Below are 25,903 nucleotides of genomic sequence, written 5' to 3'. Positions count from 1 at the left end.
GCGATAGGCTTGGCCGCTCCCTGCCATGGGTTTCGGCAATGGCGCCTTTAGTCCTTGTTGCTCTCCGACCGCAGTTTTTCGCGGGCCCTGTCCAGCGCAGTTTTTTCGACTCCCTCTTGTAACGCCGCGTCGTAAAAGCGCTCGAGCATTTGCCGGTAATGTTCCTTGCTTTGCCGCAAGGCTTCTTCTGCGGCTTGCCGCTCGGATATGTCTACGAAGCTCAGGACCACGCCGTCGATCCGGTCTTCGACCGTTCGGTAAGGCCGAAGGCGCATCATCAACCACCGCCCGTCCTCCGTTTCGACCTCGTCTTCCATCGGGGTGAGGGTTTTCAGTACCTTTCGCGCGTCGCTTTCTACTCCGTCATAAGCGAGCTTGTGGGTAAAGTCGGTGATGGGCCGTCCAACATCGGAATCCGTTACGCTGAACAGTTTCTCGACCGCGGGCGTAAGCATCTTGATCCGCAATTCGGGATCGAGGAACAGCGTACCGATCTCCGTAGCGTTAACCAGATTTTGAAGGTCGCTGTGCGCGGTCCCGATATTGTCGAGCTTGGCCTTGAGTTCCGAATTGACCGTTTGCAGTTCCTCGTTGATCGACTGCAATTCCTCTTTGCTCGTTTCGAGTTCTTCGGCGGTAGAACGGTATTCCTCGTTAACCGACTGCAGTTCCTCGTTTGCAATCCGCAGTTCCTGGATCGAGCTTTCGTGCTCCCGCCGGCTGTTGCTCAGTCGTTCTTGAGCGGAGCGAAGCTCTTCGCGCAGCCGCCGTATTTCGGCGACTCCCATCGTCGCGTCGATATCGCTATCATTGTCTGGCGTTTCCTCGATGGGTCCTCCGTCCATGAACACGACGAGCGCTTGCGGCGCATCGTGAGGCTTCGAACTACTCGGTGCGACATACATCAGGACACGGTGACGAGAACCGTCGAAGGCGACGTTTATCGGCAGCGAAATAGAGGGTTCGGCGGACGTAAACGCGCGGTGCAGCGCGCTGCGCAGTTCGGCGCGCAGTTCCGGCCGAACCACGTCGGGCAGTTCCTGACTCATGGGCCCTTCTGGCGGCTGAATGAACCTTCCTGCATTGTGCGACAGGTTGAGGATGCGCTGCTCCTCATCGACGAGCACGCTGGGCGGCGATGTACGCTCCAGAATTTCGCTATGCGCGGACCCCGGAGAGGACGTCTGCATTTTCCGCGTTCCCAGAGTGGGTATTTCACTGCGGTGATCTTTGGGCAACTGATGAAGAATGTCGACCGAAGCGGCGCTCCGCGGTTTCGCCGCATAAGTTCGTGCATCGCGGTTCAGCGGGGCGAAGAGTTCCGTCCTTGCATCTGCAGTTTCGGATGATCCCAGGAAAAGGAAGCATCCGGGCCGAAGGGCGTAGTGAAAGAGCGCCAGCAATTGCTGCTGCAATTCGCGCTTCAGATAAATCATCAGATTGCGGCACGTGATGAGGTGCATGCGCATGAATGGCGGATCTTTCAGCGCACTGTGATGCGCGAAAAGAACCAGGTCCCGAACCTCTTTCCGAACGCGGTAATGCCCTACCTCTTCCACGAAGAAGCGCTTCAGCCGTTCCTCGCTAATGGCAGCCTCGATAGAGCGCGGATACCGCCCTTCCCGCGCCGTTCCGAGCGCACCTTCGTCGAGATCGCTGGCGAATATCTGTATCGCCGGAGCGTGTTCTCGTTTCGCTGCCTCCTCCAGCAGGAGAATGGCGAGGCTGTAGGCTTCCTCGCCGCTGGCGCAGCCGACCGTCCAGACGCGCAGCGTGTCTTCGGTTGCGCAATTGTCGAACAGAGCCGGTATCACGTCAGTCGCTAACGCATCGAACGCGTCCTGATCACGAAAGAAGGATGTCACCGAAATCAGAAGGTCGGCGAAAAGTTCTTGTGCTTCTTCGGGCGTTTCGGAGAGATATGCGAGATAACTTTCAAGACTGTCGCGGCGGGTGATCTGCATGCGTCGACCGATGCGCCGGCGCACCGTAGCGGATTTGTAGTTGCTGAAATCATGACCTGTGCGCGAGCGCAGGAACGACAGGATGCGCTCGACCAAACGCTCGGCTTCCTCCTGCTCGGTGCGGTAGAGGGCGAGCTTGCTGCGCAGTACTTCCGCGATGCGTTCCGGAAGCTGGGCGACAGGTTCGATGAAGTCAGCACCCCCGGTTGCGATCGCGTTACGCGGCATTGTCGGGAATTCCGCATCGCGGGGGTCTTGTACCAGCACTACACCGCCAGCTTCCTTGATATAGCTGACGCCGATCGCCCCGTCGGAGCCCGATCCGGTCATGACAACGGCAAAACCGTCTCCGCGTACTTCCGCGACCGACTGAAAGAAGCTGTTGATCGGTGCCCGTTTCCCGCGGGGCTCCTTGAAAGGGCGTGAGCGGATCCGGCCGTCCTCGATCAGAAGCTCGCGTCCGGGAGCTATGATATAGACGCAGTCCGGCTTCAGTTTAGGAGAATCTTCGACCTGAAGAACGTCCATTTGGGTGTGTTGCCCTAGGATTTCCGCCAGTTGGCTTGGGTAGTCGGGAGCGAGATGAAGTATTACGACATAAGCAAGACCCAACTGCGGATCGACATTCTGGAAAAAGGTCTGCAAGGCGCGAACACCGCCAGCCGATGCGCCGATCGCGCAAATCGGGGTTTGGGCTCCGGTTTTGGTGAACCCGGCATCCTCTTTCACTGCAACTCTCCATGGCCAGACGGGCGGAATGTCCGAATTCTAGGATACGAACCTGCGGATTGCGCGCAATCTTTGTAAATTCAAACCTTTATCAGTAAGAAAATGCGCGCATTCGCAAATTCGTTCATTGCGCGATAATTTCGATAAGGCAAATTACGCTCATGGCCATCTTCTTCTTCCATCTCATCGACGGCGACCTGATGGACCGCGACGAAACGGGTCTCGAACTGCCCAGCGTTGAGCACGCCTATCTCGAAGCCAGGGCGGGATGCGAAGCCTTGTGGTTCGAACTTCTGCATGCAGGGCGCGATCCCAGACGCTGCCGCTTCAGCATCGAAGATGCGGCCGGCCGCGAGTTGCTGGACCTACCCTTCACAGAGCTGTTCGACAGGTGCCCGCCTGCTTCGGTTCGCTCACTTCGCTTTGATGCCGCGATATGCGATCAACTTGGTGAAACCCATCGGCGCGCCGCGCGTGCCAGAACCGATTTGCATAGTGAAATTTCAGCAGCCCGCAGGTCGCTCGAAGAAGCCCGGCTGTTATTACGCCAACTCGATAGCCGGAGAAACAAGGAAGCGTATTGAGCCTGCCCGCCAGCGGCCAGTGACCCTATGCGTGCAAATAAGCAGGGTCGAACATCGCGATTTTGCGTAGCCTTTCCGGATTGGGAAGGATCAGTTCCCTATTACGCAACTCGACAAGCTTTTCGGCCCGCAAGCTCTGCATGCAGCGATTGACATGCACGGCGGTCAGTCCGGTCGCCTCGCCGATATCCGACTGCGTTAGCGGAAAATCGATCGCATTCCCGCGCGCCAGGTTCCGGCAGTCGAGCCGTGCATGGGTTTCGCAAAACAGGTGAGCGATACGCGCGGTAGCGAGACGCTGGCCGACATTTGCAGTCCATTCCCGCTGGATCGAAGCCGTGACCATCTCCTTCCACCAGAAGGCCCGCAAGATGCGAGAATTGTTTTCGAACAGTTCTTCGAAATCTTCGCGCCGAATCTCGGCATAGCGTACGGGCGTGAGCGTACCGAGGGAATAATCCATCCGCTCGACCACGAATGCGTTTGCCGCGCACATGTCTCCCGGAAGCAGCAAAGCCAGTATCTGACGGTGGCCATCCGAAAGTTGCTTGTAAGCCGCGACCCAGCCGTCGAGCACGACTTTAACCGTCTGGGCGCGGTCCCCTTCGCACATCAGGTCCGATCTGGCTCTAACGTTGCTGACGTTTTTGTTCGCTGCTTCGTCGAGCGAAATGCGATCTTCCGTAGTCAAAAACCCGCAGCGCGCGAGATTGAAAGAGAAGACGTCCGAAATAGTGTTCATCAGCAAGTCATGCTGTAACCAACATCGACGGGCAAGCAGCCTGTAACTGATTTAAGTTATGGTAGCGTGCTTCACTAGATCGGCAGGACTATGTTCGCGTGAGCCAAACAGCCGCGCCGCCTATCATCTTTACCTTCAGTGATCGAAAGCGAGACCAGGGGCTCGACCGACGATCGCAGTGCGCCCGAACTCGTTTATCCTACGAGTTCGCGAACGTGGTGATCCGTAAAGGGTTTTCGCAATACCGGTAATTTGTAGGGCGCGAGCTCGTCGGGAACTACGCCGCCGGTGGCGATGATGATCTGCGGGTCCTCCGCCGCATCCATAAGTTCCAGCACGAACGACGCCGCTTTCCCGTCAGGCAAGCTCAAGTCGGTTATGACCATGGCGAAATCGCCATCGGCAACCTTCTGCCTCGCCTCCTGCAGCGATCCGGCTTCGACGATTTCGTGTCCGAGTTCTTCCAGTAGCTCTACTAGCGACATCCTGATGAGAATCTCGTCTTCGACCACCAGAATGCGCAAGGATTCGGCTTTATTTGCCGTTTCGTTGCTCGAAGAAGCTGCGGACGGCCCCTCGGACCCATCATGAGCGGATCGTCCCGACTTCGCCAGCACCGAGCGGATTTTCTGGCTGAGCCGCTCCGCCGTGTATGGTTTGCTGATGAGTTCGACGCCCTCATCCAACCGGCCAGCATGGACTATGGCGTTCTGGGTATAGCCCGAGGTGAACAGAACGGCGAGATCGGGCAAACGTTTCTGCGCCATTCTGGCAAGTTCGGTCGACTTGAGTTCACCCGGCATGACGACATCGGTAAAGAGCAGGTCGATCGTTATCCCGCAATTCACGATCGCAAGAGCGGCCTCCGCGTTCTCCGCCTCGATAACACGGTATCCGAGGCTCGATAGCATTTCCATTACCGTGGCGCGGACTTCCTCATCGTCTTCGACCACGAGGACCACTTCGTTGTTGCCAGGCGCGAGGACCAGGTCCGACTGACGGCGGCCTGACGGTTCTTCGGCACGAGTTCGCGGCAGGTAGATGCGCACCGTCGTGCCTTCGCCTACCTCACTGTATATCGCGATATGCCCCCCGGACTGTTTGACGAAGCCGAACACCATCGACAGACCCAGTCCTGTTCCCTTGCCCGTCTCCTTCGTAGTAAAGAAGGGTTCGAAGACCTTGGCCAGATCCTCCTTGGAGATGCCGCAGCCGTCGTCGGTCACGCACAGCATCACGTACTGGCCGGCCTGCGCCTCCGGGTTCGCCTGGATATATTCGTCGTCGAGCGAGGCGTTGCCCGCCTCCACGGTCAGCTTGCCTTCGCCCCCCATGGCGTCGCGGGCATTGATCACGAGGTTGAGAAGCACATTCTCGAGATGGCGCGGATCGACCAAGCAGTTCCACAAACCTGCACCGACAACGGTTTCGATCTCCACCGTCTCGCCAAGCGTGCGGCGGAACATGTCGTCCATTCCGCGGATAACCCGTCCGGCATTAACCGGCTCCGGACTAAGCGGCTGCTGTCGTCCGAACGCAAGCAACTGCGTTGCGAGATTGGCGCCCCGTTCCACACCGGATATGGCATGGTCCACACGGTCGGCGTTCCTGCCGGCAATCGCCGGATCGGATTTGAGCAGCTGCAGATTGCCTCCGATGACCTGCAACAGATTGTTGAAGTCGTGCGCGATCCCGCCGGTCAGCTGTCCGATCGCCTCCATCTTCTGCGCCTGCACGAGTTGCGCTTCGAGCTGTTCGCGTTCCGCCATAGCCTCGTCGACCCGGCTGCGCAGTTCCTCGTTGAACGAACTGAGCGCTGCTCGCGCCTCCAGTTCATCGTCGATGTTCCGCGCCTCGATCACCGTGCCGACAGTCTTGCCTGCGCTGTCCTTCATCGGCGAAGCCGTGAAACCCACGTTGTAGAAGTGGCCGTCCTTATGGATGAAAACCTCTTCGCCCTGCGTCTGGTAATCTTCCGGAAAAGCCCGATCGATCGGGCATTCCTCAATGGGAAACGGAGACCCGTCCGGGTGCTGATAGTGGATCACGTCATGCAGAGGGCGGCTCTGCGTTTCTTCGAAGGTAAAGCCGGTCATCTCTTCCGCCGCCCTGTTCATGAAAGAGCAGTGCTGACGGTCGTCCATCATGAACACGGCCATGGTGGTATTGTTCAGGATCGCATCCAGTCGAGCAGTCGCAGCCTCCAGGTCGCGATAAACGTTTTTCTGATCGGTCACGTCTCTGATCGCGGCATAGAACAGTGGCTCGTCACTGCTTGTGATAAGTTGCAAGGTAACGTCGACGTCGTAAGTCGAACCGTCGCTGCGCTGGTGAACGGTCTCGAACAACAGTTTGCCCGTCTCGCCCTTCAGCAGCGGCTGGACCATCTGCCTGAATTGCTCTTCCGAATATTCGGGCTTAAGGTCCCAAGGGCGCATATGCGTCAGGTCTTCGGCGCTCATTCCGAGGTTTTCGCGCGCGCCCCGGTTCACCAACAGGAAGCGGAAGTCCTCCGCACTGAAGACGTAGACTTCAGAGGCGGCTTCGTCGACGATCCGGCCCAGCCGCTGTGCACTCAGGGTCTTCGATTCAGGCATTGTGTGCAGTTCCCCTTGGTCTGCTAAGTGTCCAGACCACCCGGCTTCGAGACATCGAAAACTTTTCTCTCATGGCTTTTATCTCTGGGACGATCAGACCCAAGTCAATTCGCTGCTTTCCTGAAAATAGCTGCCGGGTGCAAGCACGCTCTCATTGCCTAACGGTTTTTCCATACAAATGAGAGGCCGATGACGCGCGAGTTGGTGCAAGCCACGAAATAACTGGCGAATTACAGACCGAACGGGAAGGTTTCTGCGGCTCCCGCGCCCGGCTCATGCTTCGCAAGCGGTTCCAGAGCGGTAGTTTCGTCGAACCAGCACCAGGCGTCGAACTGGCGCGGCAGGACAGCATCGCTGTAATGGCTCCAGCGTTCGGTTTCCGGGCGGTAAATCACGCCGATGAAGCGCTCCAACCGCGGATCGCTCAGCCTGTCCGTCACTGCAGGATCAGCGGATAAATCCAAAAGGAAGCGTTCGACACCGCTATCGTGGCACAACCTTTCGTAGCTGTCTCGCCTTGAGGGGTTTATGCGTTTGACCTCCCGTTCTCCATCCCAATCGGAAGCGGCACTGACCGTGCCGGTGTGCGTCCCGAATCCTATCAGGGCAACGTCGTCGTCACCCCAGCGTTCACGGGCAAGCTGCCCGATGTTATGCTCCCCGCGCACGGCACCCATGTCGGTAGCCCGCGCATCGCCGATATGGCTGTTGTGAGCCCATACCACGGCCTTGGACTGAGGACCGCCGTTGTCTAACAGGTGTTCGAGCGTATCGGCCATGTGGCTGTCGCGCAGGTTCCAGCTTTCTCGCCCACCATGATACATGATGCGGTAATACCGCTCGGCAGAGGCGACCAAGCGCGCGTTCATTGCAGCCGAGAAAGATTCGCTCTCGCCATTAATTCCCTGTTCCAGCAGTTCGCGGCACTGAGCGACGACAGCATCCTCGCACTCGGCGAAGCCTTTGGTCAGGGCGGCGCGTCCGTACGTAGCTGGATCGGATTGCCACGGTGTCAGGCACCCATATCGCTCTCGCGCGACCTGCGCGGCTTGCGGATCATGCGCGTCAAGGTACGCCAGAACCGCTTCAATCGAACCCGACATGTTATATATATCGAGCCCGTAAAACCCGACTTTCTTGCCCTCGGGCCGATCGGAATTGATTCGCTTCAGGCCGTTGAGAAATCCGGGCATGACAGCGTTGCGCCACATCCAGGTTGGAAAACGCTGGAACGGATTGGCTGGCTCTGCGCCTGCTTTTTCGCCGCGTATGTAGCGGTTGTAGACAGCGGCGTCGGGCCAGTCGGCCTCGACTGCGACGATATCGAAGCCGTGCCGTTCGACCAGCCGCTGCGTTATTGCAGCGCGAGCGGCATAGAATTCATGCGTGCCGTGACTGCTTTCGCCGAGCATGACGATCCGCTTGTTCGCATACCGATCAAATGAAGCGGCGAAGTCTTGACTCGTCAGTTCCGGAAGCGGAGTGCAACTCTGCCCTATCAATGCAAGAGTGGAGAGGTCGCGGGCGGGCCGGTGGTCCGATGCCGTTTGAGCACCATCAGCCGGTATGACACCCCGGAGTAAGGGGACAAAGCGAACCGGAGTAATATCGCGGCTCTCCCATCGATCCTCGGCAACTCTTTCGATGCAGCGCAATTGCTGCATGTCCTCGCCGCCGAAAGGTACAATCAATCTTCCGCCGAGTGCGAGTTGATCGCACAGTGCTTTCGGTACTTCGTCGGTGCGCGCGGCAACAAGAATGGCGTCGAACGGGGCCTTCTCCGGCAAACCCTTCGTTCCGTCGCCCGCGATGATATTGCAGTTTTCGTAGTCCAGAGCCTTCACCCGGCTCGAGGCTTCTCGCGCCAAGACCTCGTGCCTTTCGATCCCGATTACCTCGTCGGCAATGCGGGAAATAATTGCGGCGGCGTACCCTGATCCAGCACCCACCTCCAGCACCCGATCTTGATAGCCAATTTCCGCAGCGTCGATCATACAAGCGACGATGAACGGTTGGCTGATCGTCTGTCCTTCGCCGATTGGCAGTGGCCCATCGTCGTAGGCAAATTCCGACAGATTTTCCGGCAGGAAGTGTTCGCGCGGTACGGTTCGGAAGGCCGCCAAAATCAATGGATCGTCGATGCCCCTGTCGGCGATCTGTCGCTGCACCATCGCTTCGCGCTTGTTCGAAGAGTCCTTTGCTTCGTCCATGCTTTAATAACCAACGGACTAACTAATGGGTCCGCCGCGATTGCCGTCGTCCTGCCTCCGATAAGTGTCGTTTCAAATCAGAGAATTGGCGGAGAGGTTGTCCGCACAACAAGCTTCATAGAAGGCTGATTTAATTGTTACGTTGTCGAACGCTGAAATCCCTCCCACATTTCCTACGATACCGCCCCGCTACTGCCTCTTCATCCTATGCGAGCAAGTGGATTGGTAGTTTGGACAATTCCGTAGCCGATAATGGGCAGCGCCAAACACCCCAGCTGGTGGTGCGCCGATTACGTCGCTGCGAAGGGGTTAAATCGGTTTCAATAGGCTAACGAAAGCCAACATCTTTAGTTTGGCAGGGGGTGCCGCTCTTTTCTTCGCGGCTGCCGTCCCGGGTATTCGTGAACGTCAATTCCAGCCGTTCCTGCCCCGGTTCGTATATTTTGGCGGCGTAGCTAATCGAACCTTCGCCCACTCGATCCGTTCGCAGCGCTTATGCCGGATCGATGCGCAGCGAGTTATCTGCTGTTGGCCGCCCGCCTGTTCTGCCCGATCCAACCCCCTCCATTCGACAAGGTTGCCTCAATACCCTCTTTGACGCCAAACATTTTTCCGAAATACCTCGGATAAATCGACATTTGGAACGGCTGGGAATGCAAATGCAGGCTTCTTGCCGTCTTCGATAAGCGGACAGTCAGCAGCCGATTCCACTGGAAACATTTAGTCTCCATCGGGGCCTGTCATGTTTCCAAATACAAGCTTGAGTAATACGAGCATTATCGCCAAATAACCTCTTCGCCGGAAGCAAATTCGACTGCTTCCGTTCCCATTTGCCCACGACTTGATAGCAGTTCGATCGCTATTAAAAACGTGTTAGGCGAAGGCTAAATTTCGTCCTTCAACGCGCGCTGAGGTGTCTTATTAATGAGTAGATTCAGTTCCGAAGTCCGCCGATCGTACATCGGAAGTCGACTGCTTGGTTTTTTTCGTGGGTATGTAAAGGGTTTCTTTGCAAAACCAATTAAATCTTATGCTCAAAAAGGAGAAGACTTACTCGTTTCTGGCTACTTTTCTGAACCGGGATTTTATCTTGATATTGGATGCTATCACCCCAAGCATATCTCGAACACCTACTTACTGCATAAAAGGGGCTGGCGCGGTTGTGCGGTGGACATAGATCAACACAAAGTCGATCTCTTCAACAAAGCAAGAGGTTCGCGATGTAATGCTATACTAAAGGCGATTGTGGGGCACGGTATTGGGCGAGAATCAATGGAAGTTTTCAAGTTCGGAGGACATGGAGGATGGTCCGATATTGACACACTAGACCGTGTTACTGCGGAAATGTATCGGACTGTGAAAGGGTTCGGCGAATATACCGTGGCACGAGTTCCCATTCTAGGGATCAACGAACTGCTTGCTGAGTTGCCAGAGGTGAATTTTCTCAACATTGATGTTGAAGGACTAGATGGTGAATTGGTTGACGCATTGGACCTCGACCGATTTCCCATCGACGTCATTCTTTTTGAGGACAATGAAGTATGGGGCTCGACCTCGAAGCGGCGCGAGAAATTCGCGAAGCACGGATACGAAACACTATTTGTGAGCGGTGGGAGTGTTTGCTTCGCTAAACCGAAGTTGCAAATGGATCACTAGACACATCTGCATTTGAACGATTACTTGGCGACCGCTTATCACCCGTTCGCAGGACTTTGCTACTTGTGAGATAACGACCAAAAGCAGATAGACCTTATTTAGGTTCCAACGCTTTCAACGGGCTGGCTGGTAACAGCCCTTTCAGATGCTGGGCGATTCCAGTGAAAGCTTTTGTTAAGTAAACTAGCTGCGCATGCACAAAACCTAGGCGAAGCAACAGGCTGCTCAACGTCGCGCTCTGCAATGGGCGCGACGTCTATCTGAAACCGGTGTGGAACTCTTTTGCCAAGTTCAAAAACTCTAGAGTGCTGTCAATTTAATAAGCTATATTCGATTATAGGGTTACTTAATCTGCTGGCGGTGAGCGAACAATGAGGAACGGTCATTTGAAGCAATGCAAATACCAGAAATAGCCCACAACTAGATGCGATTTACCTTACCTAAAACTTGTGTTGAAACGTCTGGCAAGGTGCCAAAAGAACTTTAGGCCATAGTATGAAGGCGGAAAACTCAATGTCGGCTAACCACTCCTAATCGGATATTCGCGGCGGCGCTTGCAGCTTCTTCCAATAGCGGACCGGTCGCTTCCGCCCTCTCTGTTTCAAAACCGGACCGGCTGATAACCTCGCTCCCTCGATAGGTTCGCCTGGAATAGTCCAGGTGGCGGCATCTAAGTCCCGCTCGCTCCACGTTACCAGCCGCACCTCGCCTGACCGTGCGGATATCAGGATAACGGCTTCCCATGCCGACCGCCCCAAGCTCTCGCTCTTCCGCGGTTCACCCATGAAGACTGGAGGATTGGATAGGTAACGGCTGCGTGGTGGCGCACTTTGGCGCGTTGCTTTGGCGCGCTCGGCAACGAAGTGCTGGGAGTGAATGGCGGAGAGGGTGGGACTCTCGTCCGCACCCTCTAAAATGGCTGATTTTCGCGCCTTTATAAGCTGCGTTTCTAGTTCGTTTGTACCTCACGATTGTACCGCTGCTAGGCAGCGATGCCAATCTTTCGGATAGCTAGAAGGCGACTTCCTCTTCCATTCCTTCGATTTGAGCATCGAGCAGTTCAGGGCGCACGTATTCCTGTGGAACAGACAACAGCGCTACGGCAGAGCGAAAAAGAATCACTTCTTCACCGTCTTCGTCCTCAAACAGTGCAGACTTCTCTTCACTGTAGGGTTGCTCAAGATCGAAAAAGAGCCCCTGCAGATTTCCAATGTCATCCTCATCACCCTGTCGGCGGTCGTCGGGGTCAATGCCAACTTCGAATGGCTCCTGTTGGTCATTGAACCAGACCTTCATGCCTTCACCTTCTCTGACTTCCACCTCGGGCACTTCTACAAATGGGTCAAAGAGCAGGCGGCTGAAAGCAACAGCGTCATAGTTCAGCGCATACCGATGGCTGGGTGTGTCAATGATCAGAAAGTCGCTGTTGGTCTCCGAAAGCAGGCAGCTTCGGATTCTAGACGCCTCTCGCGCACTGACAAAGAAGTTGAAACAACGCCCACCCTTCAATCCTACCTCAACTGTATGGAGAGATGGGTCCAGTTCAAGACCCGCTGCAGCAAATCGGTCATCATCGTCATTGTCGGGAACCTTCGAACCTCCATTTCCAGACGCACGTGCGAGATCGGGGAAGAGGTCGTGCAATGAGCATTCCAGCGCGGCGGCTAGTCGCCGCGAGCGCGCCGCGACATCAGATCACAGAATGAAATGAAGAGGTCTGCCATGTCCTGCTGCAGACGCTCTTCAGCCTTTTCGGAAACCCTTAAGGACTCGGCTTCCAGTAGGCGGCTGGCTTCCTTGCGGAGATAGGGCGTGATCCTCCAAGGGCCCTCGAAAGGGGCGTTGCTGTTAGCGCCCAACCTGTCCTCATCCAAGGGATAGAGTTCCTCGCGCTGCACCTCCCAGCCAATCTCGTCGCCCGGGTCATCGCCATACTCTACCTTGAGCTGCCCGTACCATCTCCCAGCCAATGCTCGCGACTGTCGTTCCGTGAGATCTACACTTGGGCCGTCGTCACTTGTAGAACGCAGAGCGGCGATCCGCTCCTCTACCGCAATAAGCCAAGCGCCAAACTCCGCTCGTGCTTGCCCTTGCGTCAGAGTTGCAGGCCAAGTCGGTTTCTCTTCGCGCTTCCCGTACGCAGTTCGCACGTCCGCAGGGATCACCTTCCGGGACGTCCAGAGACCTGTGGGGGTTCGAGTCAGCTTCGCCATGCTAATCGCCATGTGTACCTGCCGTTTGTACTTGAGGCAGTTTGAAAAGCGAAGGAAATCAGCGATCTCTAGGATTTCTGCGGGTTCTAGAAGCCCGTGGCGGAGAGGGTGGAAACCGCACATTCTCGTTATCGGCCTGTTTTAGAATGCTTCTAAATCATGAGTGCTGTAAAATACCATAAATCATACCATGTTTCATTGCGGTACCATGTTCGAATCCCGGTCCCGCATCAAAACTTGATCGACCAGTGTCTGCATCCCGCTGTCCGGTAGTTCCGGATTTTCGCCGTCCATATTGATCCGCAAGATGACGTCGAGCGGTACCCCTTTCATGGACCTGCCCCGCACCCGTTCAACGATCGCGCGGACATCGTAACCCCGATCGATCTTGCTGCCGATCCACCCTGCCCTCACCCGGTTCAGATAGCCGACGCAGACGCTGCGCTCAGTGAGCACAGCGACTGCCATCGGGTCGTGCGGATTGTCCGGCTCACGTTTTAGCTCCAGCCGGTCACCGGGAGCGCACAACGCTAACTCTTCCTGCCGACTAGTGCCGTCCTCGTTCTCGTACTGCGAACCGCAAATTGGTAGGCTAAAGTCGTTCCACCCCATCCGAATCTTCTCCAGAACAAAAAGAGATCAGGTAGACGCAAAAGAAGCAATTTGAGAACCCTTGTTCCACATATTTCACAAGTTAAGCGACTTAAAAGTGCGCGTCTGCATCGTCGAGATAATCCGTAGTTTCAGTTAGTTCGTCGGACAGCCGATCCAATAAGGTCAGCCCCTGATCGTTTGCTGCATCAAGACGAGCGTGCTCAAAGGTCGATCCACACATCGAGTATGCCTTGTTTCGATAGCGAGAGGCGCGCTCTTCAATGAGTTCTACAGAAAGAACGCCTTCAAACAGGTCAGCGTACATATCGTAGGAAGCGTGCTCTCTGATCTCTTGAGGAACCTTGGCGCCGACCGCCGCCTCGATTTTCTCCAGTAGCCTCGTATCCTTTCGAACTCGGTGCCTAATATCTTTATTGCTCAAGCCGGTCCGGCGAAGGTGCGGACTGGTCATGCCGCGTCTAATCTTTTGGACGCTGTAGACCGAGCAACCAACGGCGGTCGCCACTTGAGTTTTGGACGCACCATCCTTCAATAATGCTTTAGCCATCCGCTTTGTATGCTTCGGAAGAGGCGCATTGCCGGTGAAATTCGCCTTCAAACCGTTGCGTTTCCGCCAATAGCATATCGCGGACTGATCGACGCCTAAAACTCTTGCGATTGCGCCGTCAGTTTCGCCCATCTCGTACATGCTAATAGCCTTGCGATCGTCAATTCTGTGCCGATAATTCGCTGCAGGAATGCCGTTTGATTTCCGGTATTGGCAGATCGCCTTATCGGTTCGGCCGACGACATTTCCAATCCGCACGTCCGTCCAGCCGTGTGAGTTTAGAAACGCGATCGCGTCCCGTTGATCTTGATTGAGCATAGCTTTCACCTCCGCCCTCAAACTTCAGGTGAATGCTTTCCTGGTCAAAGCGACTGGTGGAGAAGCCTGAGCAGACTCGGTGTAAAGACTAGATGGGCGTCTGAAGAGCCGGACTTATCGGGTTGAGAACTCGGCCAGATAAATTTTCGATCTTTCGTAATGGAGACTGACGGAATAGCCGCCTCACCAAGTCGTTCGTCGACTAAATTTGAAGGGTCGCAGTATTCGATTATCCGAATCGTAAGCATTTTCGGCAAAGGCCACGCCGTCCAATCACGGACGGGGGAATTCACTACATGAAAAAGCTTCTATTGGGCGCTGGCTTGTGCCTGTGCTCGTCGCCTGTCTTCGCACAGGAAGTCGACACCTTCGAGGGTCTTCGCACCGGCGTTCTCGTCGGTTGGGATCGCTTCGACATTAGTGTCGATGACGGTGAAGACGAACTTGAAGGTAATACCGACGACATCTTCTACGGTGCTGAAGCCGGATATGACATTCAGAGCGGCAACTTCCTCTTCGGCGTCGAAGGCGAAGTGTCGAGCTCTGGAAACGGGTTCGAGGAAGAACTGACCGAGACGATCGATGGCAGCGTCTACGACGGCACCCTCAGTCTCGAAGATGGTCTGAACTGGTATCTCGGTGGACGCATTGGCGTCGTGTCGGGTGCGAACCTGTTCTACGGTAAGGCTGGTTACGCAAACACGACCTTGGATCTCGACGCAGAAGGTACTGTGGACGGCGAGCCGGCGTCCGACAGTGCAGACTTCCGGTTCAGCGGCATTAGACTTGGCGTTGGCTACGAGCGTTCGTTCGGCGGCTTCCTTGGCAAGATCGAGTACCGGTACACCAGCTACCAAGACTCCGAATTCGATTACGACGGCTTCAATGTCGATCTTGAAGAGGAATTGGGCGAGTTCGACCTGGAACGTCACCAGATCGTCGCTGGCCTGGGCTTCCGCTTTTAATTTGATCGGGGGCCGGCGGAAGCGTCGGCCCCGCTATCGCAGCGAGATCCTTACATTCCATCTCGGCAAGTTGTTCGGAATCCGAGCCGCCGATGTCCGCCACTTCAAGTTCAGCGGTGATCTATACTTTTCGGGAATGCGAATGCCTATAAAGCCACTACCCCAGTTAATTTCGTTAATTGGGAACTGCCAGCGAATCCCCCCCTATAAGTGCATTTACCAAGCGGATATCATCCCCGCGCTTCTTTCCTTCCCGCAAGCGCAGGTAACGGTCATTAAACCCGGCAGCTTTTGCCAGCGCAGCGAAATTAGGAATGAAGAGTGAGTGCGCTCGGAGTTCAATCAAACCACTTTCCCGTAAGTCTTTCAACGTACGGTTCAAATGGACAGTCGTGATACCCGTTGCCTCAGCTAGTTCCGCCTGCGTAAGGGGAAGTTCAAACTTCCCGTCCTTCACGAGGCCGATCGACTTCAAGCGTTGATGTAGTTCACACATAAGGTGTGCGACCGCAGTGAAGGCTGGACGTGTTGCATTTACAACCCATTGCCGCAATACCGCTTCGTCAACTAACGTCGTCCACCAGAGCGCCCGCGTCAGGTTCGGGCGCTTATTCGCTAAGTCACTTAGCTTTCTGCTGTCGAGCATAGCTGCCTTACATGGCGTGAGGGCTATGATGCCGTGGTCCATTTGTTTCAGCACGGTAACGTGCAGGTGGCAAAAGTCTCCAGGTATAAGAAATGCCATGATCCGGCGCTTACCATTCGACAGCGTTTTGTAACGCGCTGCCCAACCGTCAAGAATGAGATGAATCTGTTCAGGGCACTCGCCATCGGCAAGAATATTTGATTTGGCGCGGAAAGTCGCCACGTTTGCGGCTGTCATTTTTTCAATGACCATTCTATCATTGACACTGAGCGGCCCGTAACCTTCCAACTTCCGCACTAGTAAGTTCTGTTCCATCCTAGTTCCCACTATGCCTAGTAAAGACCATGGCCTGAACAGATAACACAGGCCGGCCAAATTGGCAGGGGCGTTATTCGGAATATCAGAGCGCTCGGTGGCTTATGAAGCGAGTAAATCAGATCACGCACGAAAGCCTTACGGTCCGATAATCAACCAAATTACATGCCTACCGCGCAAGCGCCCAGTGTGGATAGATAGGTTAGTGGTGTGAACTCTCGCCCTGCAAGACCTCGTAAATTGCTGCTCTGAGGCTCTTGGCTTGTATTGGCTTGCGCAGCAGCTTCGCCCGTGGATCGAACGCCTCGACGCGGGCGTTGATTTGCTCCCCGGCATAACCGGTGACGAAGATCGGCTTTATCGACGTCATGCGGGCAATATCAGCAGCCGTGGCAATTCCGTCTGGACCGCTACCGAGGTTGACGTCGCATATGAGTAGGGAAGGAGCGAGAGTTTCCGCTGCCGTGATCGCCTCGCTATATGTGCCCGCCGTCCGAACGGAACTGAACCCCATGTCTTCGAGAAGATCGCGCATCTGCCAGGCAATTATCATCTCGTCTTCGACGATCAGAACCTCAGTCTCTAGCAAACGTTCGGCGAGTGTCGTCTGCTCCTGGAACCGTCCTGAACCTCGTTGATCGGACGGAGATAGGGGCAGCACCAAGCGACGGTGTATTTCAGAAAACACAATCTCAGTCATTGGCCAGTCGGGTACGGGAAATCCAGCCTGAATACCATCTTGCCGTCGCACCAGTCCCAATTCGCTTCACCCTGAAGATCGTGCTTTGCACTGAACTCGATCATTCGTGTGCCAAATCCCCGTCGATCGGATTTCTCCATTCGGTTGCCGTGTATCTCCTGCCATTCCAGACGAATGTCATCGTTCTCTCGCATCCATCGGATCGTCAATCGCCCGTTGCTCTCAGATAGCGCACCGTATTTCACGGCATTGGTAAGCAGTTCATACAGGATCATGCTGAGGGCCAGAAAGTGCTTCGAGGGGAGAAGAAGCGCTTCGCCGGTAATAGTGACCTGACTATTCGCTCCAGCGTACGGCTCGGTAATGGCCTGGACGAGTTCTTTTAAAGAAGCACATTCCCAGTTAACCGAAGTGAGGATTTCGTGGCTGCGGCCGAGTGCCCCCAAACGGCCGGTGAAGTCCTCGCCGAATTGATCCAACGATCTTGCGGTCCTGAGCGTCTGCTGCGCCAGTCCGGACACGACGCCCAGCACATTCTTCACACGGTGATTGAGCTCGTCAATCATGATGCGCTGCGTTTTTTCCGCTCGCCGCCTCTCGCTGATATCGCGTATGAATCCGATAAACAGCGGCTCCCCGAAATGGGTTGAATGCGTGATCGACAGTTCTACCGGCAGTTCCGAGCCATCTGCGTGCAGAGCCTCGATTTCAAAATGTTGTCCGAGCACTGGCCCGACACCAGACGCCAGAAAACGTGCGAGGCCCTGCTCATGGGCCTCGCGGTAGCGAGGCGGAATGATAACCTCGCTCATCCGCTTGCCTATTACATCATCGATGGCATGCCCGAAATCGCGGACCGCGATCGTATTCCAGCCCCGAATGACTCCCTCTGTGTCCATCACCACGGTGGCATCTAGCGCCGTGTGCAATACGGCGTTTAGACCGTCGATATCCAGAGGAGGCACATCAAGCATGCCCGTTCTATAGCGCCTTAGATCGTAATGTCATGAGATTGCCGTGATGATCAGGATACCGTGGATCCCGCTAAGTCCGGTAAGCTGTAGGAAAGCATTCGCTTGAGAAGTTCCTTTACCCGCCACGTCCAAAACGGTCGGCACAGGGTCTCCTCCTGTTCGTACCCGAGAAGGCCGGTTGGGTCGCATTTCCGAACCGGCCTTCATTTCTCGTCAGCCCTTCCCAACCAAGCCGTGTCTTATTCTGACACGCCACCTTTTGTTATGGTGTAGAAACGTAGTTCTGTCGCAAGGATGGTTAGGCGCAGCGATGCATCCTGCGCTTAGATGTGGAGGTCAGCGTCTCTCCACCTGAGCGCTGGCCTCCATTCGATGAAATTAGATGGACCATCATGCATCGAGAAGACGTAAATGTTAGACCGCTTCACTTGCGAGGCCTCATTTAATCGCAGCGACCTTCTCAACCGTTCATTTACTAGTGCTGTTTAGAACGTCTGCTACAGCGTTAGTTCGTTGTGTGATCCTAGAAGGCCAGCGCAACCGCCCCCTCAGCGCTGGCCTTCATCACTAATTATTGAACACCTGACAAAGTTAACAGACTCCCGCCATTCATCACGGTGCTGTATTTAGACAGCTTCTGAACTGAATTGCTCTGACTAACGCCCCGCCCTCGTGCGGGGTTTTTTCCAGCAATCTTAAGGCTCGTCCTCTGCTTCCGATTCAAATGCTAGACCGGTCGCCGCGGGGCGATCGGTTTTTCCGGTTCGCTCGGCGGGTTATATTCTCCGGTAATACAGGTACGGAATTCTTCCGGAATGATCGGATGGACGAAGCGCAGTCCGAACAGGCTTCCGTTCGACCATACGATACTGGCGGCGATCGGTTCGCTTTTCCGAATGCGGACCTGCACGTCCATTCCGGCCTGAAGGTCGAGGATACCGTTACCCTTCAGCCCGGTTGTGGAGATGTCCTTGATCCGAAACTGCCGCCACTCGTCATCGAGTTGCAAGAGACCCGTCAGGAGGATCTGCGAGCGGCCGCGGTTATGAAACGCCGCCTTATAAGCTTTGCCGGTGACCGAGAACATGGACGCTGGGCTAGGTGCGCTCCCTTACCATGGGGTTAAACTGGAACGGACAAAAGCGTTGTACCACGGCCACTTAGCAAATGTTATGCGGGCTATTTTCGTCTGAAAGGTCTGGCGTGACTGTTCGTTTACCCCTACCCCCTACGCCAGCTGAAGCAGGATCTTCCTGTTCTGGTTCGTGAAGGTCGGTCGGGTCGCTTAATCAGGCCGGCCTTCATTGCCCGAGGGTCTTGCTTCACCATACTCGCTGACCTACGGCGGGCCTCCCAAGACAAGGGTCACATATAAACCTCTTTCTACCTTAGCCCCGCTGCCCCCCGCAGCGGGGTTTTTCTTTCCGGCAGATTTAGCCTTTCTTCACAGGTGCTGGCTATCGCAATGGTTACAGGGTTGTTCCCCTGTGCGTTCCTAGAAGGCCAGCGCCCAGACCCTTCGCGCTGGCCTTCATTCATCCATCTACGCACCGATCAGAGTCGCGCCCCGTGGCAATCAGTCGACCCGCGCCGGCGAGCCCGTTTATTGTTGCAAGCAATTGGTACCGCTGGAAAAGATTCAATTCCTTGCAGAATCCGGTCGATTAGCGCATTTATTACTTGATCTTCAAAGTTCGAGGGCGGCTTTGCGCTATTTTTTCAATATAGCTGGAGCGATCACTGACCGGGATAACCAGGGGGTTGATATTAGCAGCCTCTGTGAGGCCCGAGTCGAAGCGGTAAAATTTGCTGCTCAGTATCTTAGCGAGAAACCTCAGTTATTATGGCTGGGCGAGGAACTCCGCGTCGAAGTATTAGATAGCGACCGACGTCTGTTGTTCACCTTCATTGCGCTTGGCGTGGACGCTCCCGCGGAGAACGGACGCTTACGGTTCTAACCGCGAGTGGCCGCTAGGTGCGTCTCATCAACGGAGATGCAATGTGCCGCATAGTAACGCTAGACTTCGTAACCATCCCGACTCGTATGCCAAGAAAAACACCGGCGCTTCGCCAATTTGACGTGCGCCCTAAACGGTATCTATCTGCAGGTCGGAAAGCGGGACAGTACGCCGCAAGCAGGCGGCTAGTCTGCCCCGCCCACCTCAATGCGCGTGTGTCGTGCCTTCTGGGCGCGTCGGGACCGCAGGGCGGTCCGGCTGCGTGTTGTTCCACGTCTTGTTGTGGTAATATTCGTTACGCTGGCCGCCCGACCCGTTGCCGAAATTGAAGTCCGAGCAATTGAGCATCTTCTCGATGCAATGCTCTTGCCAAGTGTTCAGCGCCAGATCGTTCCATGCCCCGAACCAGTCGGCGTGCAGGGTGTAGCCGGGTTCGCGAAACTCTTCCGGTGCCATCGGATCGCTCGCGAAGTACCACTTGCTCGTATCTTCGCCCTCTTGCACGACATACTTGGCCGTAATCGTGAACGTCGGCAGCATATACGGATGCGTCGACGGGCAAGCCTCGATGTAGCCGCTATCGCGGTTGCGGTAGCTTCCGGTCATGTGGGCCTGATGGTCAGGGCTGTCGAGATCCGTGCCGTTCCAGCATTTAGGGGATGATAGCGAAGCATAGAACGCGCCGCCTACTGGGCAGCGCGCCAGCACCTCGGTCATAGTACCGCTGAACGACCCACCTTCGCCGGGATTGCATTTGAAGTTCGCCTTGGGCTTCTGATACTCCGAAGCGCGGTAGGCATCCCACCCGAAGATATAGCGCAAGCCGCGCGGGAAGCGGGCAGGCTTCGTCCCGTTGTTCTCGAACGCCGCGTCGCCTAGCGGGCGGCGCTTGTAGTAGATCGAGAAGTATTCCGGCCGGACGACATGCCCGTCGCCTGTAAGCAGTGCTGGCATCCAGTATGCCGACCTATTCAGGTCACTCGTGCAGGTGCTTTCGCCCGACTTGCGCAGGCTTTCGTAGGTCGAGTTTCCATCAGCTTCGAGATTGCCAAAGAACTGATGCAGGTGCGAGGCCCCCGGCTTGCCGGGGAACACGACCGGATCGTCGTAGCGCAGCTGTCCCGGCGCGCAGATGAAGCGGAACGCGCCGACGACGTCGGGCGCGCTGGAACCTGCGATGCGTCCATGCGAATACGTGAGCGCCGTATAATCGAGGCCGTCTTGCACTGCGGCCAGTCCCTTGGTCGGGACTGTCGAATCGGTCGGAGGCTGTGGATTTGGAATCGGTTCGGGATCGGGCATCGGGTCCGGCAGCGGCTCCGGTTCCGGCGTAGGTACGTTAACGCCGCCTGCGCGCAGTGCTTCGATCAGCTTGTCGACTGCGTATAGTGCGCGGCGGAGCGCCAGCTCGCCCGTTCGGGCTTCGGCTTCCATCTTCGCCCAGTCGTCGAAGACCTCCAGCGGCAGGTTTTCAGGTTCGACCTGACCGAAGTCGTAGCGGGCCTGCGCTAGTTCGTTCTGCGATTCATTGAGGTCAATCCGCCCCTGCTCTGCGCGTTCGAGCGGCGAATCCTGGGCGAGCGAAGGGGCGGCGGCAAACAATGCCGCGATCGTCATCAGCAATCTCATGTATGTTCCTTCAGGCAGGCAGCATCGCGCCGCGAACGCGGATTGATGCGGGTGGCGGTATTGAAAGTGGTTCGAGGCCGATTGTCAGCCGGTCCGGTCGGTGATACTCTGACGGCAGTCGGCAGACCGCTGGGGTGCGAAGTTTGTTGATAGAAAGCCCGCCTCCCATTGGCGGGCTTTCGCTTTCTGGGCATCATTGCAGGTGTGCTGGCGGGAACGTATCAGTTCGGCGCCACGTTACCGGGCACCAGCTGATCCATCAGAAGGACCCCCTCTGGCCGCAGGATCAGCTGATAGAGAGCCCGCCCCCTAAGGCGGGTTCTCGCTTTCTGCACATAGCCGCATACACGCGGCTAGGAACGGATCAGCCGGACACCGCGTTGATGGACGTCAGCGATCCTGCACTGTGACCCACTGTGGATTGCAGGTGAACTGATAGAAAGCCCATCGCCCACGGTGGGCTTTCGCTGTTAACGGCGTGGGAATTTTTTAACGTCACGTACCGCTTTGACTCTCTGATAAGTGCGGCATAGCGTCCGCGCATCTTATCAGGGGGTTATATGGCCGAAGCTGACGTCACGCTGCGTTTTGAGATCGTAGATGGCGAAACACCTGACGCAGAGAACGTCATCCGGGCACTGTCGGCTTACGTCTCTATTCTGAAGACAGCAGGCGAGATTGTCGCGCCCGGCCGCCAGATGGAAGTCGGATTGTCCGGCGTTGAAGACGGCAGCGACATATTCAAATTCATTTTGCGGGCTTGCGAGAATTTCGGCGAAACATTGATTGAGGGGATGTCGGAATTCCCAATCGTCAGTAAGGCCACAATTACGCTCGGTGGCCTTATTGGCGGTACGATGATCGGCATCGGGTTGGAAAACCGCTTTTCTGATGACCCCCGTTTGCCGCCCGATCAAATGGCCGTCTTCGAGGAGCAAAATCAGCTGCTCAGAGAATCTAACGACCTCCAGAAGCGCGAAATGGAATTTTACGGCATTCTTCATGAAGAGCCGGCCTATCGGTCAATTGACATTATCAGACCTTATGGCGGAGGAACGGTCCACACCGTACCGAAAAGCGAATTCGCTTCTCGAAGTGGGCTGTGGGGCGGCGATGACGATCCGGTTGTAGACCCGTCATCTCAAACCATTACGGACACTTGGAATGTGGTCTTGATCAAAGCCACTTTGGTACCCGAACCACGAAGGTGGCGCTTCGCGAAAGAAGGCCTCGAATTCAGCGCCTTGATGAAGGATCAGCACTTCCTCGATGCTATTCACGACAAGACCCTGCCAGTGACGTTGGCAGAAGGAATTCGGATGAAAGTGGAGGTAAAATATCGCGAGGAATATACGAACGAAGGATGGGTGCCTGTGATCGGCTCCCATCGGGTAACTAAAGTTTTGCGCCCCTTACCTCCTGGGACGCCCATCCCTTTGTTTCCGGACGCCAGCGCGCCAAAGGAATAATATTAATCCGAAAAAGACGAAACTCGCGATGCCAAGCGTCCACTCAACGGACAATCTCGCAAAACCCATGTAGGAAACGATAACAGCGACGATCACCACAAGACCTGTCAACCAAGAGCGGGTCGATTCTGGTTTATGATCGTTCCTTGACATCGCTCGCTCCATGTAGCGAGAATCGCACGATGACCACCCTAAAGCAAGTTCTGGAGAGCGGAAATCGCGACCAGTTCATCGCCTACAATAACTTGCTTACTCGCGACAATCGAACTCCGCCCCCTGATCGTTGAACCACTGGCAAAGGCGCGTGCCGGCTGCTGAGATACGTTCGCCCCAGCTTTCAACGTCGGCATCGTATTGAGCCGCTACATCGTCATCGTCGACGATCTCCAGCGGCGGAACCGGCTTGCGCTCGGTCACCGCCTCAACGTCTGCACGCGGCGGGTAAATCGGCTTCTCGATAATGCTTTCGCAGGCGCAGGCAGTTAAGGCCAATGCGACCGCCATCATTGATCGCGTCGGTGCGTTCTTGTGCATTGTCGGTATTCTCCTGCTGGTCGAGCGTACGGGTAGAGTCTGCGTTTTCGTCCGCCTCGCGGGTCTGGCGCTGGCGATCGATCTCGGCTTCGCGCTGCTCCGCCAGTACGTTGTTCGTGCCGTCCGATCGCCCCCCGCAGTAAGCGAGCAGATGCGTGGCGATCAGCAGTGCGGCGATGCCGACTGCGATCTGCCAGTGCCCGGCGACGAGCGCGACTGCCCGCCTGATCATCGGACGCGCTGCTTCATGGTCTTGTCGGGGAACAGCAGCGCATAGGCGCGCGTCACATATCGTCCGGTGACAGCGCTCCGAAATACGTAACCGCGCTTGAAGACGTCTTTCCGTTCAACTGGCTGGTGCATCGTGTCCTCCTATCTATTCGGTCGCATGACGCCGCTTCCACCCGAAGGCGGAGGCGGCATAGTCCAGCCGTGCGGGACAGTTGCCCGACCGCCGTAAATATCATCGATTATGAGGCCATCACCGACACCGCCGCCCAGCCATCCAAAGTTCGCAGGCTGGAAGCTTCGACTGGTTCGGATCGCGCGGCGCTGCCCGGTGCGCGTGTTTTCTTGATATCGCCAGATGCTGGCGGGCATGGGAACGGTGCGCCAAGCGAAAGCGCGCAACAGCCGGTCAAACATGGGAGTCTCCATCTGGCCGCATGGGCGGATCGTATTTCGCGCTCGAATAGGCTTGGACGCCGCGCTCGCCAGTCTTGGCGATCGCGTAGGTGACGAACATCACTTCCAGCAGGCCGACCCAGCTTTCGGGCACGGATTGCAGCACCTGCATCACGGTCATGCCGAAGCGCACTCCGGTACCGGGGAAGACGACATTGATCGCACCGGAGAGCAGCGCCACGCCGCCAGTGATGAGACCGACGAAAATCAGGAGCAGCGGGCGCACCCACGGCGAGATGCGGCTCTCGTTCATTTCGCGAGCGCCAGCGCAGCTTCGGTTGTCTCGGCGTTGCGGCGGAGCCAGCCCTTGCCGTACTTCCAGAACATCTTGCGCGTCCGGTAGTACCCTTCGCGTGCCTTCTGGTAGAGCGCGATCACTGTCGGTTCGCCGACGTCCTGCACGTCCTTCAGCACTTCGGCCAGCGTCTGCGGCCCGAACCGTCCGTCCGGTGTTGCGCCGACCACTTCCTGCAGAAAGGCCACTGCCCGCGCCGGTCCCGCGTTCACCGCGAAATCGAATACGCATAGCCCCAGTCCCAAAGGGAGCAGATCGGCCCCGCTCGCCTCCCAGTAGTGCCGCTCGTAAAGCGGCTCGACCATCTCCGGCGTAAGGGCGCGCATCTCGGTTTCGCCGACCTTGCGCCCCACGAACTTCTCCCAGACGCGCTGCGTCACGCCGAGGTTGGTACGCCCACCTGCGTCATCCGGATCGTTTACGTACCCGCCTTCGTGGCGAAGAATGACGGCAAGTGCGGAGCCGAACGCATCGCCGTCCGCAGCGCCTTCACCCTTAGCGGGTGCAGGCTTCGCCTTGTCCGGCAGCACCGATCCGGCGAGATCGAGCAGACCGTCGAAGATCAGCACCGAGCCGGGTATGTTCCAGATGCCAGGTGCCTCGGCATCGACCAGATCGAAGATGCGCTTACGGTCCATCATCTTGCTCCTTCGGCTCGTTCTCGCCGTCCAGCTTGTGCGCGAGCGCATCCAGCCTCTTGTCCGGCTCCGGCAGACCTTTCTCGTCGATCCGCGTAATGCTCTGCTTGCCGTTGTCTTTCGTCTCGACTTCGAGATAGCTGCGGGCGGCAGCGCCGATCGCCGCACTCACGATCACCGGCATCCGCTTCGCCAGCGCCAGAACCAGAGCGGTCCCGCCCAGCGCGGTCAGCCCGCCGATGAGCGCGGCAATTTCAAGCGATGTTTCTGATGGCAGCATCGCTCCGGCGACTACGCACAGCAGCGGCGCGATACCGGCAGCTGTAAAGACCGCCTTGCCGTACCCTTCCTTCGGTCCATTGATAGTGATGAGCGCCATCGACCCGAACGCGATGCCGACCATGACGGCCCACCAGCGGACGGGCACTTCTCTTAGCCAGATCACCCATTCGCTCCGCCGTAAATTGTGAGAAGGGCAACGAAGCCCGACGCAGGAAAGATGAGCAGCAGACCGGACAGGAAGGCCGCACGAGCCGCTTCAGGTCCGGCGCGAAGTGCGCGGCGATAGACGGACGTCAGTAGGCCGCAGATGATCATCGCCATTGCGATATTGAGAACGAACAGACGCAGGTTCTCGTTGATGTGCCAGCCCGCGTCAGGAAACATATTGACGCTCGATCCGATGGCGCAGCCGAGCGCGATGACGGTCACCACGAAGCTGGACAGGTGACCTTTCCATCCCGGCCTGCGCAGGAGCACGGCGAGGAACTTCTCCCACCAGCCAATGACCATCGCACAGGCTAGGAGGATCATCATGATCCGGAATGTGACGGCGATAGCGGCACCGAGGCTCATTGAAGCCAATCCCAAGCGAGCCCGCCAAGGATATAAGCTGCGAGCGCAGTCACGCCGCAAAGCACG

The 25,903-nt window shown here is 56.5% G+C and carries 25 protein-coding genes; 5 read left to right on the top strand and 20 right to left on the bottom strand.

Annotation, left to right across the window (positions count from 1 at the left end):
- Positions 1-47: 47 nt before the first annotated feature.
- Positions 48-2,693 (bottom strand): chemotaxis protein CheB, encoded by a 2,646-nt coding sequence (locus tag HUV48_RS14580; RefSeq protein ID WP_176265843.1) that lies wholly within the window; start codon positions 2,691-2,693, stop codon positions 48-50.
- 161 nt (positions 2,694-2,854) lie between these two features.
- Here HUV48_RS14580 and HUV48_RS00580 point away from each other — a divergent pair, with 161 nt between their 5' ends.
- Positions 2,855-3,277: a DUF6894 family protein gene (locus tag HUV48_RS00580; RefSeq protein WP_176265842.1), complete on the top strand. Its 423-nt coding sequence runs from the start codon at positions 2,855-2,857 to the stop codon at positions 3,275-3,277.
- 25 nt (positions 3,278-3,302) lie between these two features.
- On the opposite strand, the gene HUV48_RS00575 is transcribed toward HUV48_RS00580, so the two are convergent.
- The 3 genes from HUV48_RS00575 to HUV48_RS00565 all read right to left on the bottom strand — a co-directional run bounded on the left by HUV48_RS00575 (position 3,303) and on the right by HUV48_RS00565 (position 8,826).
- Entirely contained in the window at positions 3,303-4,019 is a 717-nt protein-coding gene (locus tag HUV48_RS00575) for a Crp/Fnr family transcriptional regulator (protein ID WP_176265841.1), read from the bottom strand.
- 194 nt (positions 4,020-4,213) lie between these two features.
- Positions 4,214-6,616: a PAS domain S-box protein gene (locus HUV48_RS00570; RefSeq protein WP_176265840.1), complete on the bottom strand. Its 2,403-nt coding sequence runs from the start codon at positions 6,614-6,616 to the stop codon at positions 4,214-4,216.
- A 230-nt stretch (positions 6,617-6,846) separates the two neighbouring features.
- The gene (locus HUV48_RS00565) at positions 6,847-8,826 is read right to left on the bottom strand and encodes a protein-L-isoaspartate(D-aspartate) O-methyltransferase (protein WP_176265839.1); all 1,980 of its coding nucleotides are present in this window, start codon (positions 8,824-8,826) and stop codon (positions 6,847-6,849) included.
- Positions 8,827-9,750: 924 nt separating this feature from the next.
- Between HUV48_RS00565 and HUV48_RS00560 the strand changes: the two genes are divergently transcribed.
- Positions 9,751-10,482, top strand: a complete 732-nt coding sequence (locus tag HUV48_RS00560) for an FkbM family methyltransferase (protein WP_176265838.1) — start codon at positions 9,751-9,753, stop codon at positions 10,480-10,482.
- Positions 10,483-11,493: 1,011 nt separating this feature from the next.
- Here the strand turns inward: HUV48_RS00560 and HUV48_RS00555 are convergent.
- From HUV48_RS00555 to HUV48_RS00540, 4 genes are all read right to left on the bottom strand, one after another.
- Complete coding sequence (locus HUV48_RS00555) at positions 11,494-12,126, bottom strand: hypothetical protein (RefSeq protein WP_176265837.1); 633 nt, start codon at positions 12,124-12,126, stop codon at positions 11,494-11,496.
- Positions 12,127-12,146: 20 nt separating this feature from the next.
- Positions 12,147-12,452: a hypothetical protein gene (locus HUV48_RS00550; protein WP_176265836.1), complete on the bottom strand. Its 306-nt coding sequence runs from the start codon at positions 12,450-12,452 to the stop codon at positions 12,147-12,149.
- Positions 12,453-12,890: 438 nt separating this feature from the next.
- A complete protein-coding gene (locus tag HUV48_RS00545; RefSeq protein ID WP_176265835.1) occupies positions 12,891-13,307 on the bottom strand; it encodes an HIRAN domain-containing protein in 417 nt (138 codons plus the stop codon).
- Positions 13,308-13,398: 91 nt separating this feature from the next.
- On the bottom strand, positions 13,399-14,175 hold the full coding sequence (locus tag HUV48_RS00540) for a hypothetical protein (protein ID WP_176265834.1): 777 nt from the start codon (positions 14,173-14,175) through the stop codon (positions 13,399-13,401).
- A 296-nt stretch (positions 14,176-14,471) separates the two neighbouring features.
- Between HUV48_RS00540 and HUV48_RS00535 the strand changes: the two genes are divergently transcribed.
- Entirely contained in the window at positions 14,472-15,140 is a 669-nt protein-coding gene (locus HUV48_RS00535; protein ID WP_176265833.1) for an outer membrane protein, read from the top strand.
- 175 nt (positions 15,141-15,315) lie between these two features.
- Here HUV48_RS00535 and HUV48_RS00530 read toward each other — a convergent pair whose 3' ends face one another.
- From HUV48_RS00530 to HUV48_RS00515, 4 genes are all read right to left on the bottom strand, one after another.
- Complete coding sequence (locus HUV48_RS00530; RefSeq protein WP_176265832.1) at positions 15,316-16,101, bottom strand: Crp/Fnr family transcriptional regulator; 786 nt, start codon at positions 16,099-16,101, stop codon at positions 15,316-15,318.
- A 202-nt stretch (positions 16,102-16,303) separates the two neighbouring features.
- The gene (locus HUV48_RS00525; RefSeq protein ID WP_217906643.1) at positions 16,304-16,801 is read right to left on the bottom strand and encodes a response regulator; all 498 of its coding nucleotides are present in this window, start codon (positions 16,799-16,801) and stop codon (positions 16,304-16,306) included.
- On the bottom strand, positions 16,798-17,775 hold the full coding sequence (locus tag HUV48_RS00520; RefSeq protein WP_176265830.1) for a sensor histidine kinase: 978 nt from the start codon (positions 17,773-17,775) through the stop codon (positions 16,798-16,800). The genes HUV48_RS00525 and HUV48_RS00520 overlap by 4 nt, the downstream gene beginning before the upstream one ends.
- A gap of 727 nt (positions 17,776-18,502) precedes the next feature.
- Complete coding sequence (locus HUV48_RS00515; protein ID WP_176265829.1) at positions 18,503-18,862, bottom strand: PilZ domain-containing protein; 360 nt, start codon at positions 18,860-18,862, stop codon at positions 18,503-18,505.
- Between the two features lie 532 nt (positions 18,863-19,394).
- Here HUV48_RS00515 and HUV48_RS00510 point away from each other — a divergent pair.
- On the top strand, positions 19,395-19,733 hold the full coding sequence (locus HUV48_RS00510) for a DUF6894 family protein (RefSeq protein WP_176265828.1): 339 nt from the start codon (positions 19,395-19,397) through the stop codon (positions 19,731-19,733).
- Positions 19,734-19,937: 204 nt separating this feature from the next.
- On the opposite strand, the gene HUV48_RS00505 is transcribed toward HUV48_RS00510, so the two are convergent.
- Positions 19,938-21,362 (bottom strand): DUF1996 domain-containing protein, encoded by a 1,425-nt coding sequence (locus tag HUV48_RS00505; RefSeq protein ID WP_176265827.1) that lies wholly within the window; start codon positions 21,360-21,362, stop codon positions 19,938-19,940.
- Between the two features lie 560 nt (positions 21,363-21,922).
- On the opposite strand from HUV48_RS00505, the gene HUV48_RS00500 reads away from it, so the two are divergent.
- Positions 21,923-22,831, top strand: coding sequence for a hypothetical protein (locus HUV48_RS00500; protein WP_176265826.1), 909 nt, complete (start codon positions 21,923-21,925; stop codon positions 22,829-22,831).
- Between the two features lie 249 nt (positions 22,832-23,080).
- Here the strand turns inward: HUV48_RS00500 and HUV48_RS00495 are convergent, their stop codons facing one another.
- From HUV48_RS00495 to HUV48_RS00470, 7 genes are all read right to left on the bottom strand, one after another.
- Positions 23,081-23,248 (bottom strand): hypothetical protein, encoded by a 168-nt coding sequence (locus HUV48_RS00495; protein WP_176265825.1) that lies wholly within the window; start codon positions 23,246-23,248, stop codon positions 23,081-23,083.
- Between the two features lie 4 nt (positions 23,249-23,252).
- Positions 23,253-23,597: a hypothetical protein gene (locus tag HUV48_RS00490; protein WP_176265824.1), complete on the bottom strand. Its 345-nt coding sequence runs from the start codon at positions 23,595-23,597 to the stop codon at positions 23,253-23,255.
- Complete coding sequence (locus HUV48_RS14455) at positions 23,594-23,728, bottom strand: hypothetical protein (RefSeq protein ID WP_263970481.1); 135 nt, start codon at positions 23,726-23,728, stop codon at positions 23,594-23,596. The genes HUV48_RS00490 and HUV48_RS14455 overlap by 4 nt, the downstream gene beginning before the upstream one ends.
- A 274-nt stretch (positions 23,729-24,002) precedes the next feature.
- The gene (locus HUV48_RS00485) at positions 24,003-24,302 is read right to left on the bottom strand and encodes a hypothetical protein (RefSeq protein ID WP_176265823.1); all 300 of its coding nucleotides are present in this window, start codon (positions 24,300-24,302) and stop codon (positions 24,003-24,005) included.
- On the bottom strand, positions 24,299-24,985 hold the full coding sequence (locus HUV48_RS00480; protein WP_225871466.1) for a glycoside hydrolase family 108 protein: 687 nt from the start codon (positions 24,983-24,985) through the stop codon (positions 24,299-24,301). The genes HUV48_RS00485 and HUV48_RS00480 overlap by 4 nt, the downstream gene beginning before the upstream one ends.
- Complete coding sequence (locus tag HUV48_RS00475; protein ID WP_176265822.1) at positions 24,972-25,427, bottom strand: hypothetical protein; 456 nt, start codon at positions 25,425-25,427, stop codon at positions 24,972-24,974. The genes HUV48_RS00480 and HUV48_RS00475 overlap by 14 nt, the downstream gene beginning before the upstream one ends.
- Positions 25,424-25,837, bottom strand: coding sequence for a hypothetical protein (locus tag HUV48_RS00470; RefSeq protein WP_176265821.1), 414 nt, complete (start codon positions 25,835-25,837; stop codon positions 25,424-25,426). Before HUV48_RS00470 ends, HUV48_RS00475 begins: the two co-directional genes overlap by 4 nt.
- Positions 25,838-25,903: the final 66 nt, after the last annotated feature.

The organism is Qipengyuania atrilutea, from assembly GCF_013370205.1.
Taxonomy (GTDB): domain Bacteria; phylum Pseudomonadota; class Alphaproteobacteria; order Sphingomonadales; family Sphingomonadaceae; genus Actirhodobacter; species Actirhodobacter atriluteus.
This window is presented reverse-complemented; position numbering and strand designations above follow the sequence as displayed.

Bases quoted from the DNA above. Each gene is read 5' to 3' on its own strand.
- HUV48_RS00480 (WP_225871466.1), bottom strand. From the start codon at position 24,985: ATGATGGACCGTAAGCGCATCTTCGATCTGGTCGATGCCGAGGCACCT.
- HUV48_RS00575 (WP_176265841.1), bottom strand. From the start codon at position 4,019: ATGAACACTATTTCGGACGTCTTCTCTTTCAATCTCGCGCGCTGCGGG.
- HUV48_RS00570 (WP_176265840.1), bottom strand. From the start codon at position 6,616: ATGCCTGAATCGAAGACCCTGAGTGCACAGCGGCTGGGCCGGATCGTC.
- HUV48_RS00580 (WP_176265842.1), top strand. From the start codon at position 2,855: ATGGCCATCTTCTTCTTCCATCTCATCGACGGCGACCTGATGGACCGC.
- HUV48_RS00525 (WP_217906643.1), bottom strand. From the start codon at position 16,801: ATGACTGAGATTGTGTTTTCTGAAATACACCGTCGCTTGGTGCTGCCC.
- HUV48_RS00520 (WP_176265830.1), bottom strand. From the start codon at position 17,775: ATGCTTGATGTGCCTCCTCTGGATATCGACGGTCTAAACGCCGTATTG.
- HUV48_RS00485 (WP_176265823.1), bottom strand. From the start codon at position 24,302: ATGAACGAGAGCCGCATCTCGCCGTGGGTGCGCCCGCTGCTCCTGATT.
- HUV48_RS00530 (WP_176265832.1), bottom strand. From the start codon at position 16,101: ATGGAACAGAACTTACTAGTGCGGAAGTTGGAAGGTTACGGGCCGCTC.
- HUV48_RS00560 (WP_176265838.1), top strand. From the start codon at position 9,751: ATGAGTAGATTCAGTTCCGAAGTCCGCCGATCGTACATCGGAAGTCGA.
- HUV48_RS00505 (WP_176265827.1), bottom strand. From the start codon at position 21,362: ATGAGATTGCTGATGACGATCGCGGCATTGTTTGCCGCCGCCCCTTCG.
- HUV48_RS00535 (WP_176265833.1), top strand. From the start codon at position 14,472: ATGAAAAAGCTTCTATTGGGCGCTGGCTTGTGCCTGTGCTCGTCGCCT.
- HUV48_RS00515 (WP_176265829.1), bottom strand. From the start codon at position 18,862: ATGTTCTCGGTCACCGGCAAAGCTTATAAGGCGGCGTTTCATAACCGC.
- HUV48_RS14455 (WP_263970481.1), bottom strand. From the start codon at position 23,728: ATGCACCAGCCAGTTGAACGGAAAGACGTCTTCAAGCGCGGTTACGTA.
- HUV48_RS00490 (WP_176265824.1), bottom strand. From the start codon at position 23,597: ATGATCAGGCGGGCAGTCGCGCTCGTCGCCGGGCACTGGCAGATCGCA.
- HUV48_RS00545 (WP_176265835.1), bottom strand. From the start codon at position 13,307: ATGGGGTGGAACGACTTTAGCCTACCAATTTGCGGTTCGCAGTACGAG.
- HUV48_RS00565 (WP_176265839.1), bottom strand. From the start codon at position 8,826: ATGGACGAAGCAAAGGACTCTTCGAACAAGCGCGAAGCGATGGTGCAG.
- HUV48_RS00470 (WP_176265821.1), bottom strand. From the start codon at position 25,837: ATGAGCCTCGGTGCCGCTATCGCCGTCACATTCCGGATCATGATGATC.
- HUV48_RS00500 (WP_176265826.1), top strand. From the start codon at position 21,923: ATGGCCGAAGCTGACGTCACGCTGCGTTTTGAGATCGTAGATGGCGAA.
- HUV48_RS00540 (WP_176265834.1), bottom strand. From the start codon at position 14,175: ATGCTCAATCAAGATCAACGGGACGCGATCGCGTTTCTAAACTCACAC.